We start from the raw sequence: 19,123 nt of genomic DNA, 5'->3' as shown, positions 1-19,123 counted from the left end.
TTTCTTTCATAGATTGGCTATACCATTTATTAAATATTTAACTGAATTAACGCCTCTTTCCAGAAGCATATTTAAAGCGGCCATGCTTCTTTGGCCTGAGAAACAATAAAGAATAATCATCTGCTCAGGGTTTAATTCGTGTAATCGTTGAGGTAATTCAGTTAAAGGGATTAATTTTCCGCCGATATTTTTTTTCTGATGTTCTTCCAACGTACGCACATCGACTAACATTGCGTTGCGTTGTAAGAATTCTGGTAATTTCTCATAGGTGATTCCATAATCCTTATGATTAGAATACTGGCAAGCAAACGACTCCACCTTGTTCTCGCTGAAAAATTGATGATGGACACATAGCTGACAATCAGGATTTTGAATTAAATTTACCTCTTTAAACGTCATTTTTAATAAATCCACAATCAATAATCGTCTTTCTAAAGAATCACCTATTTTAAGTACCCACTTAATAATTTCTGTTGCCTGAATCATACCTAATATTCCCGGTAAAGTTCCTAAAACTCCCCCTATTCCACAGTTAGGAATAACTTGACGAGTGGATTCTTTTGGGAAAAGACAATGAAAACACGGTCCTTGTTTGCCATAAAATATTGAACTATAGCCTTGAAATTGCGATGCACTCGCATAGATATAAGGTTTGTTTAACGCGAAACAATAATCATGAGCTAAATAACGCGTATAAAAATTATCGCTACCATCAACGATAATGTCATATTGTTTAATCAAGGCCGCTGCATTTTGTTGCGTTAATCTTTCCGGATAAGCATTCACTTGAATTGTTGGATTTAAGGCCACAAGCTGTTCTTTTGCAGCGAAAGCTTTTGGTTGATTAATCTGTAACGAATGATAGAGTATTTGGCGGTGTAAATTACTCAATTCCACCACATCATCATCTACTATACCCAGAGTCCCCACCCCTGCTGCTGCTAAATAAAGAGATAATGATGACCCTAGACCACCAACACCTATACATAACACACGAGTATTTTTAAGTTTTTCTTGTCCCGATAAACCAACTTCCGGTAATTTTATTTGCTGGGAATAACGGGTTAATTCTTCTGTGACAAAAGACATCTTATTCATAACTTGCTTCATTGATTTTAGTTAAAAATTGCCGTGTAGTTTCAAGAGGATCGTTTGCTTGAGTAATAGCTGATATCAGAGATACTCCTCGCACTCCTGATTTTAAGACATCCGCTAATCGCTCAAGATTGATACCACCAATAGCAACTAATGGATACTGCAACATTCGTCGCCAGCGTTGCAGCTGTTCAATTCCTTGGGGTTGAAAAACCATCGCTTTACTGGTTGTTGAATAAATCGGTCCGCAAGCTATGTAGGAAGGCTTTAGAGCATGAGCGCGTGCAACTTCATAATAACAATGGGTACTCACTCCTAAATATAAACCTGAACAACGAATTTTATTGATGTCAGCTTGTTGCAAATCCTCTTGTCCCAAATGCACACCATCAGCGCCGAAACGAATCGCTAAATCCCAATAATCATTGACAAACAATTTGGCATCATATTGTTTTGCCAAATAAATACTGCGCTTGATTTCTTTTTCCAAAATCGCTTCACCCGCATTTTTTATACGCAGTTGAATGCACTTTACTCCTTGTGGCAATAACTTTTCTAACCAAAGACTACTATCCACAACAGGATACAAATTCATCTGGTAAGCCTTAAATGACTGAGGCAACTCCTCCAGGGGTTTTGGAGAAAGGTAAGGGAGATCTGCTTGTTCTTCTGGCCAATCATCATGAAAAAACCGTGCTATTTGAGAAGCTTTCCTAAGACCACGATTAAAATACATTGTAGCAATAACAATAGCATCCTTTATTGAATACCCTAATGCGAGACAAGCTGTAATCGCTGCCGACAATGCACCATCAACCTCCCAGTTGTTTATTTCTGAGTGGTGCATATTGGCAATCCAAAACGATTCATGGCCATTTGTCCAAAAATTTTGCCTCAAGTTCTTAATAGCATTTCCTTTGAGTAAGACGCTTTTCGCTCCCATCGTCAATAGCATATAGGCGGCTTCTTCAATGTCTTGATAAGAAAAAATAGGACGATTCAGTATTTTTTCTGCCTCAGTTAAGCTTAAGGTTATTATCTCAACGAAAGGCAACAAGTTTACTAAATTATCTCTCTGCTGTTTTCGGTCTGATGGCTTTGCTGAAAGCAACATGAAACACGGATCAAGCACAATGGGTTTTAAAAAATTTTTCAGAAAGGGAATCATTTTTCTGGAATATGAAACAGTTTCAATTCCACTAATTTTAAGGGCATCTGGTTTTAACGCGTTTTGAGAAAAATTAATGGAAAGCAACTCATTCACATTAATTCGCCGTGCATCTACTCTTAAATGTTTTGATGTAGTTAAATCTTCCTGGCTCTCTACATAGCCTGTTATCCAGACTGTAGGTTTTCTCATGCTCAATTTTCCTGATGCCAAAATGGTGTATCAATTAATGAAGTGCTTGGATGCGCTGCATTTCTTTCAGGCATGAGCCCAGCGACAAAGGCTTCGCGTCCCGCAACAAGCGCATGTCGAAATGCAGTCGCCATCGTAATCGGTTGATTGGCAAGAGCAACAGCTGTATTTAAAAGCACGCCATCAAAACCCAGTTCCATTACTTGAACCGCATGTGAGGGTTTGCCAATCCCTGCATCAATAATCAATGTACTATCTGGCAGACGATGACGTAATGTTTCCAAGGCATAAGGATTAAGGAGCCCGCGACCAGAGCCGATGGGAGCGGCCCAAGGCATTAAAATTTTGCAGCCCACATCAACCAATCGTTGACACAAAATTAAATCATCGGTGCAGTAGGGGAAAACATCGAATCCCCGTTCATTAAGTACTTTGGCTGCTTTAATTAACTCGAAAGGATCAGGCTGAAGGTTGTAATCATCGCCTATTACCTCTAGTTTTATCCATGAAGTGTTGAACAATTCTCGCGCCAGCTCGGCAGTACTGATAGCCGTTTGCGCATCACGACAGCCCGCTGTATTAGGTAAAAGATGACAGCCTAAATTTTTTAGAGATTGCCAGAATGCCTCACCACCAATGCCTTGAGGCGTTTGTCGTTTTATGGATAAGGTTATAACCTCTACTCCCGAAGCACGAATAGCATGCTCCATAACATCAAGTGAAGGATAGCATGCTGTTCCTAATAACAAACGGCTACTTAGCATTTTTCCCGCTAAATTCCACATAGTTATCCTCCTTGCATTGGAACAATAATATCCACGCGATCACCTGCGTATAATGTCGTTGTTTTATAAACAGCACGAGGCACCAAATGATTATTTATTGCAACTGCAAAATGCTGGTCGACAATTTTTTTTTGTATTAACAAATCATGCAATGATTGTGTTGACTCAATTTGACAGGCTTCCTCATTAAGATAAATGCTTATCATCTTCGTTCTCCCAAATTTCTGGATAATGGCTATTTTGCCTGTTGCCAAGACCACGTAAAACTTCTTTGGCTAAGGTTGGTGCAATCAAATAACCATGACGATAAAGACCATTAATTGCGATAAGCCCTTCGGAGTATCGGATACGTGGTAAGTGGGTTGAAAAGGTGGGACGACAATGTGTTACTGTCTTTAATATACGCGCTTCGGCAAAACCAGCATGAACATAATAGGCAGCAGTTAATAATTCCAACGTCGTGCGTAAAGAAATAGCACTATAATCTTCTGCTTCAATTTCACTAGCACCAATGAGATAAATATTTCCGGGTCTTGGGACAATATATAAACTATAGCGTGGATGTAAAAGGCGAATTGGACGCTGTAATTGCACATCAGGAGCATGCAACCAAATTAACTCACCACGCAAAGCACGTAAATCATTAAAAACACATGCAGCTCCAAGTCCTCTACAGTCAAAAACCATATCAAACTCGCGCTGCTCACAATGAGTAATAATTAGGTTGGCGGCAATTGATAATACTTTTGTATTCATTACATACCGTACACCTTGAGCCTCAAGATATCGTTTAAGTGTCGGCAATAATAGTTGGGAATCAATTTGCGCTTCATCCGCAAAATAGTAAGCATTCTCGAATTTATTTAGCTCGGGTTCGAGTGCAGTAAGGTCACCACCTGATAGCTGTTGAAAATAAATATTATTCTGCAACTGGCGGCTTGTTATACGTCGACTAAAATGGACCCATTCGGCTTTATCGTGAGGATGACTTACAACAATACTACCGGCCTGGCGAAAATAGATTGGGTCTGGCAACTGCTGAAGGATAGTAGGCCAATGCACTGTGATCGATTCTAGCCCTAAACGAGCAATTAACCAATCAGCCCTATCTAATTCAGAAATTGGTGTCAGTAATCCTGCCGCCGCAGCACTACAATTGGTGCCCTCAGCTTCTTGTTCAAACAGAGTAACTTGCCAGCCTGCATTATATAATGCAAGGGCTAGCAAATTCCCCATAATTCCTGAGCCAGCAATACCTGCTTCCATAATTAATCGTTTAGGCAGCAAGCGATAGGTTTTAAATCAGAATGTGGTATTTCCGGTAAAAAACGATTGGTATAGCATTGGGCAATATCAAAGCTCTCATCAATAATATTTAAGTGTTTTGTATAACGCCCTACTTTATTCCAATCTCGGTCTACATTAAGCAGAGTACGTGAAAAAAATGGCAAGGTTCGCATAAAAATCTTTTGATATACCGCTGCACGTAATTGCGGCTTTGCTTGACACAGCAATTCATAAGCCTCTTCAGGATGCTCTGTTGTAAATGCCGCCCCGCGTTGAGTTGCTTTTAGAAATCCTCGAACTAATTCAGGTTGCTGCAATGTTCGCTCAGGCACAATAAATTGAATCGAGCAAAAGCAGCAGCATCCAAGTCCTGCTAATTGATCCAGGCGCAAAAATACCGTCTCACCACGCAAGTGTTCTAACTCTACTTTTTGAAAATTGATAAAACCAATGCCAGTATCAATTACATCGCGACAAATCGCATCGGTAACATTCATACCAATTCGAACTGTTTCATAACTTTGTGGGTCGATACCGGCAAGTTTTGCCAAATCATCAATAATTTTTTTACCAAATTCACCAATGTAACCCACTCGCTTCCCTACAATGTCATGAAACGAACTAATACCACTCGATTTCAAAGCAATCAAACCGGTGGGTGGTTCATCAAGTAAGGTACCAATTGATGTGACAGGATAACCTTTTGCTTTAGCTGCCACAGTATGGATCATTGCTTTTACGCCAAAATCCACTGTACCTAACCCTACCAATTCGGTGACATCACTAGGATCAGTCGGTTCAAGAATGGCAAGTTTAATGCCCTCTTGAATATAAAACCCCAATTGCTGCGCCACTAGAATGGGCGTATGGTAGGGATTTGTATACCAATTAAGCAATAAGGTGACTCGAGATTTCAATGTTGACATTACCATAACTCCTCTTAATTAATACGTGAATAATTTTGGAGATGGCAAAAGGAAGCCTTACCAGGAAATCTGGTACGGATTTTTGAAGGCGTCCTTACGCTGATATGAATCAGATCAAGTTCGACGGGTAACTCTCAGCCGGTATTCCGACACCCCGCGCCATCTAACAAACAGTAGCATGCTAATTTTTAATTTTTGCTTTGTCAATGCGTTAGGTCGACCTACCTAATACGTTTCTCATGCTTTATCTGTGGAATCCAGTCCACATATAAGTTCATAGGTTAAGATGAGTGTTTATAATCACGAGTTATAACTGCACATGGTGACAAAGTTCAGCCAGAAAGCTATTTTTTAATTTCTCATTTCATTTGAAGCTTCTTGAGTATCAACATCCAATACAATTTCCAATGGCAAACTGGTCCTTTTTTGTGGTCCTAAACCGAAAGAATAAAGTTGCCCTTCAGATGTTAGACACAGCGTGTAATTACCATTGGCAGCCACTTTACTAATAACCTTATTTTTTAGGGCAGAAACGAGTTGAGGAGTATGGGGGCAATTGCTATTACTCAAGCCTAATTGGCCTTTTTGATTATCTCCAAAAGTATATACTTCACCATCCTTGGTAAGACATACTGAGTGATAAAAACCAGCCACAATAAAACTAACTTTTTCCTTCAACTCGTTAATTAAAGTCGGCTGTTCTATATAGCCTTCGGAATTGATTCCTAGTTGACCTTCTTTATTGAATCCCCAGCTATATACATTACCGGCTTCTGTTAAAGCTAGAAAATGCCATTTTCCTCCAACAATGGCCTTAATTTTTTCCTTTATTTCCAAATGAAAAAGTTGTAACTTTCCTTCGGAATTTTTATGGATATAAATTTTACCATCTACCGTTAAAAATAGCTGTCGTACTGCTGTGCAAGCAATTGCGACAATCTGCAAATTTTGTAATTCCGTTATTTCTTGAGGACAGATATAATGATTGGTACTGAGATCCAACTCCATCTGCGTATCTAATTGCCAGCTATAAACTTTACCTTTTGCTGTCAATAAATAACCTGTTGTTTCGCTCGCAATAATATCAATAACCTTTTCACTTTCAGGTATTTTTATTAAAACAAGCATACTCCTTTTTTGCTTATTATATTTTTCCGCAAGTTTCATCATTCGTTTATCAATGCCAAACACTTGTCCTTTTACAGTTAAAATGATTCTGTAATTTCGTTGATCAACAATTTTAATAATATTGTCATAGGCAAAATTTTTATCATTTTTAGAAAAAAAACCGAGTTCTCTTCCACCTTGATTAATCCCTTTGACATTGTTCTGATGACCAAGCAAATTGTTCATTTCAATATCTGGATTTTGGCTACTAAATGGATTGAATAATTGCGGGTTAACATTAACTTTTTGTCCAGGCTCTTGACTCCAATAATACCAACCTACATTAGGATTAAAATAAAAACTCTCCTTCGCTCCAACAACAATTTTTGGTTCCTGTAAAAATAACGCATCGTAAATTTTGGATAGTTGATGGTCACGATAAAATCTACGTGTGAACTTCTTTGCCTCCATGGCAGAATCAGGGCCTTTTTCCCTAAATGGATTGTTTTCCATAAATTGATAAAGAATAATCGCCTCTATAAAATACAAAGCAGTCTGATAATCCAAATGATGCAATGCCAAATAACAAATAAGGTCTTTATGTAATAAACTAAGAGGAATGTCTTTCATAAAAAATCATCAGCGAGCTCTTAAAAAATAGAATAATGCTTGATTCTATAAAGAAAGAAAATGGGTAGCCTCCATTTTCAAAACTGCCAGCCATGCCAAGTTGAGAACAACAGTCAGCTCCTAACGTTATTGTTACCGCATTACAGTAAAAATTATCTTTACAGATTTACGGACTCACTACATTTTTTAAGATTAATCGTTTGTATCTTTGCAAGACGATGTAATAGTTTTAAGTTGGTTGAGGCAATATTATAAATCTTTTGTATTGTTTCATTTTTTATTTCATCAAAAATTATTCTAATTTTTTCGATTGATTTTTCATCTAAGAATGACGTATTTGTATTACCAATCAGTTTTCTCATCTCTTTTAAATTAAATGATGAGAACCGGTAAAATTGATTATTACTATAGATGAATTGCGGGAAAATTAGATTATTAGTAATTTCTTTCAGCTCAACTGAATGAATTTTTTCTTCTAAATTATTTTGTGAGGTACTTTTAATAAAATTAATATGATTTAAGAAAAAAAACTCTTGCGAAATACCCGAAATCGCTCGATCAATGATGGAACAATTAACAAGTGGTAGACCTAAGCCAATATTATTTAAAAATAATACTTCAAATAAATCGTTAATATAAGCTTCGAAAGCCGCTTCTTTATTATTTACAATGGAATTTAAAATAAAATTAAAATCCAATCCTCTTCCCTGGTGTCCGTACCCACGATGCGAGTACCAAATTACATAGAAGTAGCCTTCCCAAGATGCAGAAGAAAAATATTTTTCTAATAAGGTATTTTGAAAATTTCTAATTTCTTTGGTTAATGTGGGTGTAATTACTTCTGATAAATACGGTTTGAGACAGACACAAACCCCCATTGAATTAATTTCCTTAATAACTAATAACTCTAGACCCATAATGGACCCCTATGCCTAAACTAGTCAGTTTGTTATGGCATCCAAGCTATTACTACCTCCCTTAATAAATCCTTTAATACCTTAAAAAATCTCCTTATTTGGTATTATTTTTTTTAACTAGACTTTATTTCTAAGAAAAGTAATTTACAGAATAGAACCTCCCCAAGGAAAAAACAAATTAATTTTTACATTTTCTTTGCAAATTATTGTTTTATTTTTAAAAATATTTTCATCATTAAAACAATGGATTTAATACAAAATAACAACATTTTTTAATATAAAAAAATACGAAACATCATGATTTCCATCAAAATAAGTGATATTTTTATAAAATAAAATATGGATAAAATTAAAATTTTTATAGGTGGATTTGAAATTTAAATAAAATGGCGATTTTGCTTTGCAAGTTCAGCAATAAATTTGAATGATTTAATCTAGAGAAACAAGGTTACTCTTTTTTTCCTTCAATTTTATCGAGTAACTCATCAAATCGCTCATCCAACAAATTTTCAATATTATCAAGCTGCGACATGAATTCATCAATTTTATACTCTATACTTCGCAAAAGTTTCTCTATCTCCTCTAACTTTTTGGCGGTATCCATCATATTTCTCCTTATCATAAATTTATTATAGATAAGAGTAATTCAGTCAATACTTCTACTCTAAAAAAAAAGACAGCTTAAGCTGTCTTTTTTTGGTGAGATGATATTAATTTTGACGCATGTGAGGAAACAAAATTACATCGCGTATAGAAGGTGAGTTGGTAAATAGCATGACCAGACGGTCAATACCTATTCCCTCACCCGCTGTTGGTGGCATTCCATATTCCAATGCCTCAATGTAGTCACTATCAAAGTGCATGGCTTCTAAATCTCCAGCATCCTTCTCCTCCACCTGTTTTTGAAAACGTTCTGCTTGATCCTGAGCATCATTTAATTCAGAGAAACCATTTGCAATTTCACGGCCGGCAATGAAAAATTCAAATCTATCAGTAACTTCTGCATCAATATCATTACGTCTTGCTAAAGGTGATACTTCTGTTGGATAGGCAGTTATAAACGTTGGTTGAATTAATAAATGCTCAACCGTTTCTTCAAAAATCAGCATTTGCAATTTACCTAAGCCATCAGTCGCTTTATAGAGAATTCCTAAACGATCTAATACAGCTTTACAACCCTCAGTCGTATCCAATTCGCCGTGAGACAATTCTGAATGATAATGCAAAATAGCTTGTTTAACGGTCATTCGTGCAAACGGTTTTTCAAAATCAATGACATGATCCTGATAAGTAACTTGTCGACCACCGACTACTTCATCGCACAAATAGCGTAACAATTCTTCAGTAAAATCCATTAGATCATTGTAATCAGCATAGGCTTGATAAAACTCAACCATTGTGAACTCTGGATTATGTCGTGTAGAAATCCCTTCATTGCGGAAATTGCGATTTATTTCATAAACACGCTCAAAACCACCCACGACCAAACGTTTCAAATACAACTCAGGTGCAATACGCAAAAACATTTGCATATCCAAGGTATTATGGTGAGTAATAAAAGGACGAGCTATAGCACCGCCAGGAATCGGGTGCATCATGGGAGTTTCTACTTCAAGAAATTGATGGCTGTCCATAAAATGACGGAAAGCTTTAATCAATTTTGAGCGAAGCAAGAAGGTTTTGCGACTTTCTTCATTCGCAATTAAGTCAACATAGCGCTTACGATAACGGACTTCCTGATCAGCTAAACCGTGAAATTTATCAGGTAGCGGCCGTAGTGACTTCGTTAAGAGCTCAATGTGTTCAGCATTCAAAGTGAGCTCACCTGTATTTGTCTTAAATAATTCGCCACTCACTCCGACGATGTCACCTAAATCCCAATGCTTAAATTGCTCGTAGATCTCTGGTAAATCATTCTGACGAATATAAATCTGGATACGCCCGGAAACATCCTGGATATGAAAAAAGCTGGCTTTCCCCATAATGCGGCGCAGAACAATACGACCTGCAACAGTAGCCTTAATGTGCTGCTCTGCTAATGCTTCTTTTTCCACTTGCGCATACTGATTGACTAAATCAATTGCCAAGTCATGACGACGAAATTTGTTGGGAAAATTAAATCCACTATTTCGTAAATCAGCCAGTTTTTGTTTACGAATTTGATATACTTCACTCTCATCTAATAAGTGTTCTTCTGTCATGCTTCACCTACTCCCGCCTTTAAACTGGCTTCAATAAATTGATCTAAATCCCCATCTAAGACTGCTTGCGTGTTACTCGTTTCAATCCCTGTACGCAAATCTTTTATTCGTGATTGATCAAGCACATAAGAGCGAATTTGTGAGCCCCAACCAATGTCGGACTTACTTGCTTCCAGTGCTTGCTGCGCTGCATTTTTTTTCTGCATTTCCATTTCATACAACTTGGCACGCAGCTGCTTCATTGCTTGATCTTTATTTTTATGCTGGCTTCTATCCGTTTGACACTGAACAACAATCCCACTAGGCATGTGCGTAATACGTACCGCAGAGTCAGTTCGGTTAACATGCTGACCACCAGCACCTGATGCCCGATAGGTATCTATACGTAAATCAGCTGGATTAATCTCAATATCAATATCATCATCAATTTCGGGAGAGACAAAAACAGCCGCAAAAGAAGTGTGACGGCGATTGCCTGAATCAAAAGGAGACTTACGAACCAGGCGGTGAACACCTGTCTCTGTACGTAACCAGCCATAGGCATATTCTCCAGTAAAATGGATTGTCGCACTTTTAATTCCAGCCACTTCACCGGCAGAACACTCAATTAATTCGGTTGTAAAACCATGATGCTCCCCCCAGCGCAGATACATACGCAGCAACATTTCCGCCCAATCCTGAGCCTCTGTTCCACCCGACCCCGATTGAATGTCCAGATAAGCATTAGAACCATCCATTTCACCAGAAAACATACGCCGAAATTCAAGATTAGCAACTCGCTGTTCAACTGTTGCCATTTCATTCGCTACATCGGTGATCATCGTGTCGTCTTCTTCAACACGTGCAAGCTCAAAAAGCTCTGTTAAATCAATCACTGCTTGCCCTAATTGCTCTAATTGTAGAACAATCGCTTCAAGTTGCGACCGCTCGCGACCTAAAGCCTGTGCATGTTCAGGATCATTCCAAATTTCAGAGGACTCTAATTCGCGAGTTACTTCTTCCAAACGCTCACGTTTGTGATCAAAGTCAAAGATACCCCCTAAGGGCTGCTATGCGCTTGTCCAAATCAGCCAAAGTGAGATTGATTTGATTTACTTCCAGCATGAGTGTCCTTTAAATTTTTAATTAAGGGCATTATTGTACAGTGAAAGCTCATTTCTGGCCATAGACGAGGAAATTATACTATTTATAATGAAAAGATAGACATATAGACAAATAATACCTTTCAACATCTCCCAACAACGAGATCTCTTTATCAAATTTAAATGGTAATAATGCCCTTAGCTCTACCCAATGTTGCTTATGTCATACGAGAATTATCTATTTTTAAATTCTCTCATCATCTCTCTTACCGGAGGCGCAAGTCTTTCCCTAGTTCACGAATTCGCGTTCCCGTGCTATTTCCCCTCTGAACGTCGTTTAGTTTTTCAGATGATATTTTTTATAATTTTTTTGTAAGATTGGCTGATTTTTTCATGAATCTCCACTGTTATAGCTATAGAAATATAGTTAAGTATAGTTGCACTTTATCAAGCATCTCTTAAATACAATAATTAAAAATAAATAGGCAAATGGTCGCTAGAAAAAATTAAGGCGAATTGAACTTATACTATTGGCAGCAAATCTCTTGAACACTTGTTAAAAAGCCTGCTTTTCATAGATTTATACGGTCTATACACAGAGTTATCCACACAATTTGTTGATAACTCTTTATAAAATCTCGCAAGAAGAACCCTTATTTTATAGGTTCTTATGACCATTGATAAAATAATTGGGTGAGAAAATAATAAGATGCAAAGAAAATATCCACAGGAGCAAGAAGATGAGAATAAAAGTTCCGCTTGCCAATTTTAATAAAAATACATCGAAATAAATAGACTTGACTTCGACTTTTTTAAAAGATTCTGATTGTATTCCAGGGTGTGTCGACAATTCATCTACCCACTTATGCCACAAACAAGTCGCAGCACGTAGGTAGTGGAATGTAGCCGTTTTAAACATCTATTCTTTCAGGCATATCCAGAATTCTGAATTTTTTCTCTTTTTCCCAATACCTTAGGGGTGAGAGTTCGGGGTTATTCATTGCGTGTACGGGTAAATAAAACAGTTGTTCTAACAAAAATTGCCCACTAAGAGCTGCGTGAGTAACTTGATCAGTAAACCCTACCCACGAACTTTGTGCAGGAAACTCAATACGCTGCTTGTTTACGGTCCTTTGATAACCATCATCTAACTTCATGCTGTCATGTAAATTAAGTTGATAGTGATCATAAGCGGAGCGCAGTGTTTTAGTGACTTTAATTAACTGCAGCAATTTAGCAATTGTACGGTTATAAGGTGGAATACTTGAGGAAAAATGTGCTAACGCTTTGGCAAATGACTCACCTAAATGCCAAACCCGTGGTTCGCCATAAGGGTTAACATTGGTAAAAACGCGCAAAATTCGTTGTCCATTTACAGGTGTAGCTGGAAAAGAATCAACATGCAAACGTTTATCATCTTTACGCCTTGAACTGGTACGTCCCTTAATTTCAGCAGCCTGATAACTCGTTCTTCCCCAGAGCAATGCATTTTCATATTCTGGGAATAAGCTATTCACCAAACTCTTTGCAAATTCAGCATATCGTTGCATAAAAATTTTTAATAATGTTGTTAACGGTGCATTACCCGCATTAGAGTCAATGCCACCTAATCGTTTTGTCCGATAATCAAAACTAAGGTTTTTATGCTTGCCATCCAATATCTTATCGGAGAGCAATTGCTCTTGTTCTGTAGAATCCATGTGGAAAGAATAAAAGGGTAAATAAATAACCTGTCCTTTTTCTAAAGAACTCATGGCGAGTTGCTTGGCTTCTTCAGTTAAGGAGCTTAAGTTATCAATATCCAAAGTATGAAGCAATTGATCCATTTATGGCCTCAATGATTATTAAAAAAGAAGGTGGTATAGAGCAAACTGGCTTAACATCTCGGATTCACTATAGTCTATCGAGTTGCTCTTTGGCTAACTCAGAGACTGCATCACCAGTATTCAAAGTAGTTTTAGGTTCAATCAATATAACATGAACTTCTTCTTTGGCTATAGGCATATGTTCAACACCTTTAGGGATAATTACAAACTCCCCTTGACCAAGATGAATGTCTTTATCTCTTAATTTTATTAGAAGTTGTCCTTTGATCACTAAAAATAATTCGTCTTCCGTATCGTGTTTATGCCAGACAAATTCACCTTTAAATTTCGCCAGCTTCACATGAGAATCATTCAAATCACCCACTATCTTGGGCGACCAATAATCATGAAATAAGGCAAATTTGTCCTCTAGATTTATTTTTTCCATAGGTAACATTACTAAAATAATGTGAGACTATTATATTCATATTAAAATAAAAGTTCATCTTTTATAAATTTTGCTCTGACTTTAACTCATTTTTATTGAACCTCAATAGAAATATAATCAGTCATTTTGATGTCCTATTTAGTGCGCTCTGCCCCATAAGGACGAGTAATAATTTCCATAAGATGACCGTTTGGATCTTCAAAGTAAACGCCTCTGCCACCATCGTGATGATTAATTTCACCTTGTTTTGATTGTGCAGGATCAGCCCAATAATGAAGTTTTTTTTGCTTAATACGCGCAAAAATTTCATCAAATTCATCTTCACTAATTAAAAAAGCATAATGCTGAGAATGAATTTCCCCGGCAAAATTTTTATAATCAAGGCTCACTTCATTGCTTGTTTGTACCATTACGAAAGGTCCCCAATGCTTAGGTGTAGGGAGATTTAGGATCTCTGCCAGAAAATCGGCTGAAGCCTGGTTGTCATGTGCTGCTACGATTGTATGATTAAGATAAATAGCCATCGTTTTCTCCTTCGCAGGAATAAACAAGATACAACCTAAGTTTAGCAGCAGGATTATCATTATTAGGAGAATTTCTTGATAAGGCTTACGTCAGCTCAAGATTATAGAAAGCAGTCCAATTTAGTTACTATGTTTATTTCGGTCTTTTATAGTTCTTGTGATAAACCAGTCTAAGCATTTGTTAACGATGGATTTGTTTTAATAGCCGTCCGGTAAGCATTTAAATTCATTAGTAATTCCGCTTCGGCACTCGAAAGGTGACAGCTTGTAATAATTTCTTCTTTGTCACCACCCATCTCAAGAATTCGCAATGCATGTTGATAGCCACCATCATTATCGCGTTTATTTTCCAAAGACTGTATCTGATTATCCATACTTATAAGGTGACGATTAATTTCTGTGATTTTTTTAGCAAAACCTAAGTCTGCATTAATCAATACCGCATGACTACGTTGAAGTTGTTTTAATTCCTGGATAATTTCCTGATTTTGTTTCTTTAATAATTCTGCAGCTTGTTGATAACGACGAATCAGGTGAAAAAAAATCCCGCTCAAAAATAAAGCAGCTACTAAAGCGATAATCATTGTGGTTCCTTACCTGTAGGTTCAGTTTTATTGGGTTTATTAATTTTATCTGTTTTAGGAGGATCTTCTTTGTTTTCATCAATTATAAGATCTTGGTTTTTCATAATAATTGCCGGGTTTAGTAAGCGAGGAACTGTTTTATCCTTAGCAATTATCATATTTACCCGCCTGTTCTTAGCACGTCCTTCTTCCGTTCCATTATCAGCAATAGGATATTGTTCCCCAAAACCGGTTACGGTAATACGACTTTGGCCAACGCCAAACATCGTTAGCATGCGAGCTACCGAGGCAGCTCTGGCGGCAGATAGCTCCCAATTAGAGGGGTATTGATTTGTGCTAATGGGCTCATTATCAGTATACCCTTCTAAAGCAATAGGATAAGGAAGTTTCTTGATGACTTCAGCCAGTTGCATTAATTTAACAAAAGCAATCGGCCGCAATTCAGCACTCCCACTTTCAAATAAGGCCCCCGCTTTGATATCCAATTCAACCCAGCCATCTTGTGGATTCATTTGATAATCAGAGTCCTGGAGTTCTGCCAATGATTTAACCATATCACCAAAAGGATCCTTCGGATTCGATGTTGCTGTTGGACTATTCGGCTCTTTAAGTATTGGCGGCTCATCAACAGGCTTCTGATGTCCTTTTTTCGCAAATGCCGAATGCATGCCTTGAGCTAATGACTTATATTTTGAAACATTAATTGAAGAAATAGCATACATTACTACGAAAAAAGCAAATAGTAAGGTAATAAAATCTGCATAGGAGACAACCCAACGGTGAGTATCTTCGTGGCTATCCGCTTTCTTTTTTCTTCCGTGCATTCTGATGGTGTTGTCCGTAGTTATTTAATTTCAAGTTTAGCATATTGGGGCTTTCACCGCTGGCCATAGAGACTAATCCCTCAACAATCATTTCGTTATGATGAATTTGATTAGCGATACAACTCTTTATTTTATTGGCGATAGGCAAGAACATTAAATTTGCAAACCCAACTCCGTAAATTGTTGCCACGAAAGCAACAGCAATCCCTATCCCCAGATGGCTTGGATCTTCCAAATTGCGCATTACCTGAATTAAACCTAGTACTGCTCCCAAAATTCCAATAGTAGGACTATAACCTCCCATGCTCTCAAAAACGTGCGCAGCACGCATGTCCTGGTCTTCCTGACGTATAACTTCTGTTTCAAGCACTTGTCTTATCGTTTGCTTATCCACACCAACTACTAACAACTCTAATCCTTGGCGCATTAAATCATTTTTTTCTCGCTCCAGATGCTCTTCCAGAGAAAGTAATCCAAATTGTCTTGCTCTACGTGATAAATCAATAAGTTGTTCGCGACTTTTTTCAAAAGGCTGTTCGGGTGGACGAAAAATCCATGGCAGAATTCTAAAAGCACGGATAAAGGTACGAAAAGGGGTTTGAATCATGACAGCCCCCAGAGTTCCCCCTAAAACAATCATCAAAGCTGGAAAATTAAGTAAAGAATTAAGCTCGCCTCCCTCAAACATCTGACCCACAACAATTGCGGCAAAAGCAGTAATTAAACCAAGTAATGTCAAACCATCCATAATGATCTCACTCCGGTAATCGAGATTTAATGCGAAGCGTTGCTTGGCTGTGAATCTGGGAAACTCGAGATTCGCTGACTCCGAGTACTTCACCAATTTCTTTTAGATTCAAATCTTGTTCGTAATATAAAGACAAAACCAAACGCTCTTTTTCTGGTAAACCGTCAATAATTTGAGACAGTTGATTAATCATATCCTCCTGTAACACATTAATATGTGGTTCCGTAGAGGCATTTTCAGTATCAATTTTTAAAATATCATCAGTAACACCCAGGTCATCAAAACCATAGAGCTGGCTGCCCGCTGAATCTTTTAGCATTTCATAATATTCATCAAGACTTAGGTTTAGTTCGCTGGCAACCTCATGATCTTTTGCATCTCGCCCCAAGCGATTCTCAACTTTTTTAACAGCTTCTGAAATCATACGCGCATTGCGATAAACCGAGCGGGGCACCCAATCGTTACGTCGGACCTCATCCAGCATATGTCCGCGAATACGAATACCTGCATACGTTTCAAAAGATGCACCTTTAGTTGCATCATAATGCCTTACAGCCTCTAATAGCCCTAGCATCCCCGCTTGCACAAGATCATCGAGTTGTACGGAATGCGGCAGACGTCCTAATAAATGATGAGCAATCCGTTTCACCATTAATGCGTGAGTTTTCACCAGCATTTCTTGTGTCTGTTGATTCACTTTGCTGTACGCAGCCAAAGCATCCACGATTTCTCCTTAGTCTTCTCGTTCAAAGGTTTAATCACCTCGATTAAACCTCATCAAGACAAGATATAACTCCCTTTAATGTTCTCCAGTAACTAGACGCTCAAGAAAAAAACTGGTGTTGCCCCCCAAAGCATGTTTATGCGGCCACTCTTCCACTTTTTCTGCTAACTGCAAAATTGCCTTTGCTGCCGTTGAGTTAGGATAGGCCAACAATACAGGTTTTTGTTTTTTGACTGCCTCATGCACCTGTTCATCAAAAGGAATTGCACCGATATAGTCTAAACGTACATTTAAAAAATGTTCGGCAACTCGATATAACTTATTAAAAAGTTCCCGCCCTTCTTTAGTGCTACGTACCATATTCGCCAGGACATGAAAATGACTCCATTCATAGCGTTTTGCCATTACTTTAATAAACGCATAAGCATCTGTTAGCGAAGTAGGCTCATCACAAACGGTGACGATTAATTCCTGGGCAGAGCGAGCAAAACTTAATACCGTATCTGAAATTCCTGCGGCGGTATCGATAATCATGTAATCAACATCGTCTGTAAGTTCATTGAAAGCATCGATAATGCCTGCATGTTCTGCAGGACTTAATTGCGTCATATACTCTGTACCCGAAGCAGCAGGTATTACTCGTACTCCCTCAGGTCCTTGCAACATAATATCTTGTAAATGACAATATCCTTGCACCACGTGGGAAAGATTATATTTAGTGTGCAAACCCAACATGACATCAACGTTAGCCAGGCCTAAATCAGCATCCAATAATAAAACTTTTTTCTTTTTTTGCCCTAAAGCAACTGCTAAATTTACAGAAATATTGCTTTTTCCCACACCACCTTTACCAGCAGCAATAGCAATGACTTTAACTGGTTTTGAACGCGATAGGTTGCGCAGGCCTGCTGCTTGATCAGCGATATCTTTACTCTTCGACATACACCCCCCTTGCAACCTCTAATTGCAGCTTAGGTTCATTGTTGTGTAGTAATTTTTCTTGTTCAACAAATTGTTCAATTAACTGATGACGCGTAGCCATTTTAATATCTTCCGGGACGCGTTGTCCGTGCGTTAAATAACTGATTTCCAGTCCTGTTTCAGCCACGGCACTTAAAACGCCCCCTAAACTAACAGCCTCATCCAATTTAGTAATGATACATTGTTCAAGACGACTAATCCCATAGTGTTTAATGGCATTGATTAGTACCTGATACTGACTGGTGGCTGACAGCACTAAAACCGTAGAAATTGAATGTAATTGCGAATTCAGTAAGTCCATTTGCACGTTGACTCGATTATCTGCAGGATTTGTTCCCGCTGTATCAATAAGAATCAACTTCTTCTCATTGAGTTGCCTTATAATCCGAGCAAGAGATACATCATCCCGCGCAATGCAAACTTGCACGCCTAAAATCTTGCCATATAGCATGAGCTGTTCATGAGCAGCAACACGATAGGTGTCCATTGTCACCAAACCTAATTTGTCAGCACCATAACGCAAGGCAAAACGCGCAGCAATTTTCGCTAAAGTCGTTGTTTTACCGACCCCGGTCGGGCCAACAAAGGCATAAGCGCCTCCCTCTTCTATAAACTGGAGATTGCGAATAGGTAATATGTCAGAAAAATGACTTAATACTTGTTGCCAGGCTTTTTGTTGATTAAGACTAGGATTAACCTGAGCGACTAGACTTCCTGCCGTCATTTGGCTGACACTCAAATCCAATAATTTTTGTGTTAACAAAGCATGAAGAGGTTGCTTGCCATGAGCAACTTGTCCGCGCATTTGTGTTTCTAACATCCCACGTAAAGTTTGAATTTCTTGACGCATATCGTCTAGTGGTGATGTGACAGGCGCTACATTCTTCTGACTAACAGGTTCGGCACTGGCAATAGCCGCTGTAGCAGTAAGGACTGTCTCATCAAAATCTATAGCAGCCACAATTTCGACGCCATTCTCAACACGGCTACTTGATAAAATTACCGCATCAGGACCGAAAGTCGCTTTGATTTGTTGCATTGCGCTTCGCGTATCTTGCGCAACAAAGCGTTTTAATTTCATAAGCCTCCACCCTT

The 19,123-nt window shown here is 38.1% G+C and carries 20 protein-coding genes and 1 riboswitch; all 20 genes read right to left on the bottom strand.

The features are described 5' to 3' along the window. Positions 1 to 6 precede the first annotated feature (6 nt). Positions 7 to 1,110, bottom strand: coding sequence for a ThiF family adenylyltransferase (locus PXX05_RS03035; RefSeq protein ID WP_420844622.1), 1,104 nt, complete (start codon positions 1,108 to 1,110; stop codon positions 7 to 9). Next, positions 1,091 to 2,455: a thiamine phosphate synthase gene (gene thiE, locus PXX05_RS03030; protein ID WP_275089583.1), complete on the bottom strand. Its 1,365-nt coding sequence runs from the start codon at positions 2,453 to 2,455 to the stop codon at positions 1,091 to 1,093. Before thiE ends, PXX05_RS03035 begins: the two co-directional genes overlap by 20 nt. Before the next feature lie 2 nt (positions 2,456 to 2,457). Next, positions 2,458 to 3,240, bottom strand: coding sequence for a thiazole synthase (locus PXX05_RS03025; RefSeq protein WP_275089582.1), 783 nt, complete (start codon positions 3,238 to 3,240; stop codon positions 2,458 to 2,460). Between the two features lie 2 nt (positions 3,241 to 3,242). Then, positions 3,243 to 3,446 (bottom strand): sulfur carrier protein ThiS, encoded by a 204-nt coding sequence (gene thiS / locus PXX05_RS03020; RefSeq protein ID WP_275089581.1) that lies wholly within the window; start codon positions 3,444 to 3,446, stop codon positions 3,243 to 3,245. Beyond that, a complete protein-coding gene (locus PXX05_RS03015) occupies positions 3,427 to 4,506 on the bottom strand; it encodes an FAD-dependent oxidoreductase (RefSeq protein WP_275089580.1) in 1,080 nt (359 codons plus the stop codon). Before PXX05_RS03015 ends, thiS begins: the two co-directional genes overlap by 20 nt. 2 nt (positions 4,507 to 4,508) lie before the next feature. Then, positions 4,509 to 5,453 (bottom strand): ABC transporter substrate-binding protein, encoded by a 945-nt coding sequence (locus PXX05_RS03010; protein WP_275089579.1) that lies wholly within the window; start codon positions 5,451 to 5,453, stop codon positions 4,509 to 4,511. A gap of 74 nt (positions 5,454 to 5,527) precedes the next feature. Further along, positions 5,528 to 5,620, bottom strand: a riboswitch (TPP riboswitch). A gap of 184 nt (positions 5,621 to 5,804) precedes the next feature. Then, positions 5,805 to 7,190: an RCC1 domain-containing protein gene (locus tag PXX05_RS03005; RefSeq protein ID WP_275089578.1), complete on the bottom strand. Its 1,386-nt coding sequence runs from the start codon at positions 7,188 to 7,190 to the stop codon at positions 5,805 to 5,807. A gap of 158 nt (positions 7,191 to 7,348) precedes the next feature. Continuing rightward, a complete protein-coding gene (locus PXX05_RS03000) occupies positions 7,349 to 8,107 on the bottom strand; it encodes a hypothetical protein (protein WP_275089577.1) in 759 nt (252 codons plus the stop codon). A 448-nt stretch (positions 8,108 to 8,555) separates the two neighbouring features. Next, positions 8,556 to 8,714 carry a hypothetical protein gene (locus tag PXX05_RS02995; protein ID WP_275089576.1) on the bottom strand — a complete coding sequence of 53 codons (159 nt, stop codon included), beginning with the start codon at positions 8,712 to 8,714 and terminating at the stop codon, positions 8,556 to 8,558. 103 nt (positions 8,715 to 8,817) lie between these two features. Next, positions 8,818 to 10,308, bottom strand: coding sequence for a lysine--tRNA ligase (gene lysS, locus PXX05_RS02990; protein WP_275089575.1), 1,491 nt, complete (start codon positions 10,306 to 10,308; stop codon positions 8,818 to 8,820). Continuing rightward, positions 10,305 to 11,412, bottom strand: a protein-coding gene (gene prfB, locus PXX05_RS02985) for a peptide chain release factor 2 (protein ID WP_275089574.1) whose coding sequence is annotated in 2 segments (ribosomal slippage) — positions 10,305 to 11,336 and positions 11,338 to 11,412 — 1,107 coding nt in all. Because the reading frame shifts where the segments join, the coding sequence is not laid out codon by codon here. The genes lysS and prfB overlap by 4 nt, the downstream gene beginning before the upstream one ends. Positions 11,413 to 12,301: 889 nt before the next feature. Next, positions 12,302 to 13,216, bottom strand: a complete 915-nt coding sequence (locus PXX05_RS02980; protein ID WP_275089573.1) for a Kdo hydroxylase KdoO — start codon at positions 13,214 to 13,216, stop codon at positions 12,302 to 12,304. A 67-nt stretch (positions 13,217 to 13,283) separates the two neighbouring features. Then, positions 13,284 to 13,643, bottom strand: a complete 360-nt coding sequence (locus PXX05_RS02975) for a cupin domain-containing protein (RefSeq protein WP_275089572.1) — start codon at positions 13,641 to 13,643, stop codon at positions 13,284 to 13,286. 134 nt (positions 13,644 to 13,777) lie between these two features. After that, on the bottom strand, positions 13,778 to 14,167 hold the full coding sequence (locus tag PXX05_RS02970; RefSeq protein WP_275089571.1) for a VOC family protein: 390 nt from the start codon (positions 14,165 to 14,167) through the stop codon (positions 13,778 to 13,780). Positions 14,168 to 14,337: 170 nt separating this feature from the next. After that, positions 14,338 to 14,751 carry a DUF2802 domain-containing protein gene (locus tag PXX05_RS02965; protein ID WP_275089570.1) on the bottom strand — a complete coding sequence of 138 codons (414 nt, stop codon included), beginning with the start codon at positions 14,749 to 14,751 and terminating at the stop codon, positions 14,338 to 14,340. Then, positions 14,748 to 15,575, bottom strand: a complete 828-nt coding sequence (locus PXX05_RS02960) for a flagellar motor protein MotB (protein WP_275089569.1) — start codon at positions 15,573 to 15,575, stop codon at positions 14,748 to 14,750. The genes PXX05_RS02965 and PXX05_RS02960 overlap by 4 nt, the downstream gene beginning before the upstream one ends. Further along, positions 15,547 to 16,323, bottom strand: coding sequence for a flagellar motor protein (locus PXX05_RS02955; protein ID WP_275089567.1), 777 nt, complete (start codon positions 16,321 to 16,323; stop codon positions 15,547 to 15,549). Before PXX05_RS02955 ends, PXX05_RS02960 begins: the two co-directional genes overlap by 29 nt. Before the next feature lie 7 nt (positions 16,324 to 16,330). Further along, positions 16,331 to 17,047, bottom strand: coding sequence for an RNA polymerase sigma factor FliA (locus tag PXX05_RS02950; RefSeq protein WP_275089566.1), 717 nt, complete (start codon positions 17,045 to 17,047; stop codon positions 16,331 to 16,333). A gap of 75 nt (positions 17,048 to 17,122) precedes the next feature. Continuing rightward, positions 17,123 to 17,989, bottom strand: a complete 867-nt coding sequence (locus tag PXX05_RS02945; protein ID WP_275089565.1) for a MinD/ParA family protein — start codon at positions 17,987 to 17,989, stop codon at positions 17,123 to 17,125. Continuing rightward, positions 17,976 to 19,109: a flagellar biosynthesis GTPase FlhF gene (gene flhF, locus PXX05_RS02940; protein ID WP_275089564.1), complete on the bottom strand. Its 1,134-nt coding sequence runs from the start codon at positions 19,107 to 19,109 to the stop codon at positions 17,976 to 17,978. Before flhF ends, PXX05_RS02945 begins: the two co-directional genes overlap by 14 nt. Positions 19,110 to 19,123 lie beyond the last annotated feature (14 nt).

It is taken from the genome of Legionella cardiaca, assembly GCF_029026145.1.
Taxonomy (GTDB): Bacteria; Pseudomonadota; Gammaproteobacteria; order Legionellales; family Legionellaceae; genus Tatlockia; species Tatlockia cardiaca.
The sequence above is the reverse complement of the archived record's forward strand: the minus strand, read 5'-3'. Positions and strand labels throughout refer to the sequence as shown.

Bases quoted from the DNA above. Each gene is read 5' to 3' on its own strand.
- PXX05_RS03035 (WP_420844622.1), bottom strand. From the start codon at position 1,110: ATGAAGCAAGTTATGAATAAGATGTCTTTTGTCACAGAAGAATTAACC.
- thiE (WP_275089583.1), bottom strand. From the start codon at position 2,455: ATGAGAAAACCTACAGTCTGGATAACAGGCTATGTAGAGAGCCAGGAA.
- PXX05_RS03025 (WP_275089582.1), bottom strand. From the start codon at position 3,240: ATGTGGAATTTAGCGGGAAAAATGCTAAGTAGCCGTTTGTTATTAGGA.
- thiS (WP_275089581.1), bottom strand. From the start codon at position 3,446: ATGATAAGCATTTATCTTAATGAGGAAGCCTGTCAAATTGAGTCAACA.
- PXX05_RS03015 (WP_275089580.1), bottom strand. From the start codon at position 4,506: ATGGAAGCAGGTATTGCTGGCTCAGGAATTATGGGGAATTTGCTAGCC.
- PXX05_RS03010 (WP_275089579.1), bottom strand. From the start codon at position 5,453: ATGTCAACATTGAAATCTCGAGTCACCTTATTGCTTAATTGGTATACA.
- PXX05_RS03005 (WP_275089578.1), bottom strand. From the start codon at position 7,190: ATGAAAGACATTCCTCTTAGTTTATTACATAAAGACCTTATTTGTTAT.
- PXX05_RS03000 (WP_275089577.1), bottom strand. From the start codon at position 8,107: ATGGGTCTAGAGTTATTAGTTATTAAGGAAATTAATTCAATGGGGGTT.
- PXX05_RS02995 (WP_275089576.1), bottom strand. From the start codon at position 8,714: ATGATGGATACCGCCAAAAAGTTAGAGGAGATAGAGAAACTTTTGCGA.
- lysS (WP_275089575.1), bottom strand. From the start codon at position 10,308: ATGACAGAAGAACACTTATTAGATGAGAGTGAAGTATATCAAATTCGT.
- PXX05_RS02980 (WP_275089573.1), bottom strand. From the start codon at position 13,216: ATGGATCAATTGCTTCATACTTTGGATATTGATAACTTAAGCTCCTTA.
- PXX05_RS02975 (WP_275089572.1), bottom strand. From the start codon at position 13,643: ATGGAAAAAATAAATCTAGAGGACAAATTTGCCTTATTTCATGATTAT.
- PXX05_RS02970 (WP_275089571.1), bottom strand. From the start codon at position 14,167: ATGGCTATTTATCTTAATCATACAATCGTAGCAGCACATGACAACCAG.
- PXX05_RS02965 (WP_275089570.1), bottom strand. From the start codon at position 14,751: ATGATTATCGCTTTAGTAGCTGCTTTATTTTTGAGCGGGATTTTTTTT.
- PXX05_RS02960 (WP_275089569.1), bottom strand. From the start codon at position 15,575: ATGCACGGAAGAAAAAAGAAAGCGGATAGCCACGAAGATACTCACCGT.
- PXX05_RS02955 (WP_275089567.1), bottom strand. From the start codon at position 16,323: ATGGATGGTTTGACATTACTTGGTTTAATTACTGCTTTTGCCGCAATT.
- PXX05_RS02945 (WP_275089565.1), bottom strand. From the start codon at position 17,989: ATGTCGAAGAGTAAAGATATCGCTGATCAAGCAGCAGGCCTGCGCAAC.
- flhF (WP_275089564.1), bottom strand. From the start codon at position 19,109: ATGAAATTAAAACGCTTTGTTGCGCAAGATACGCGAAGCGCAATGCAA.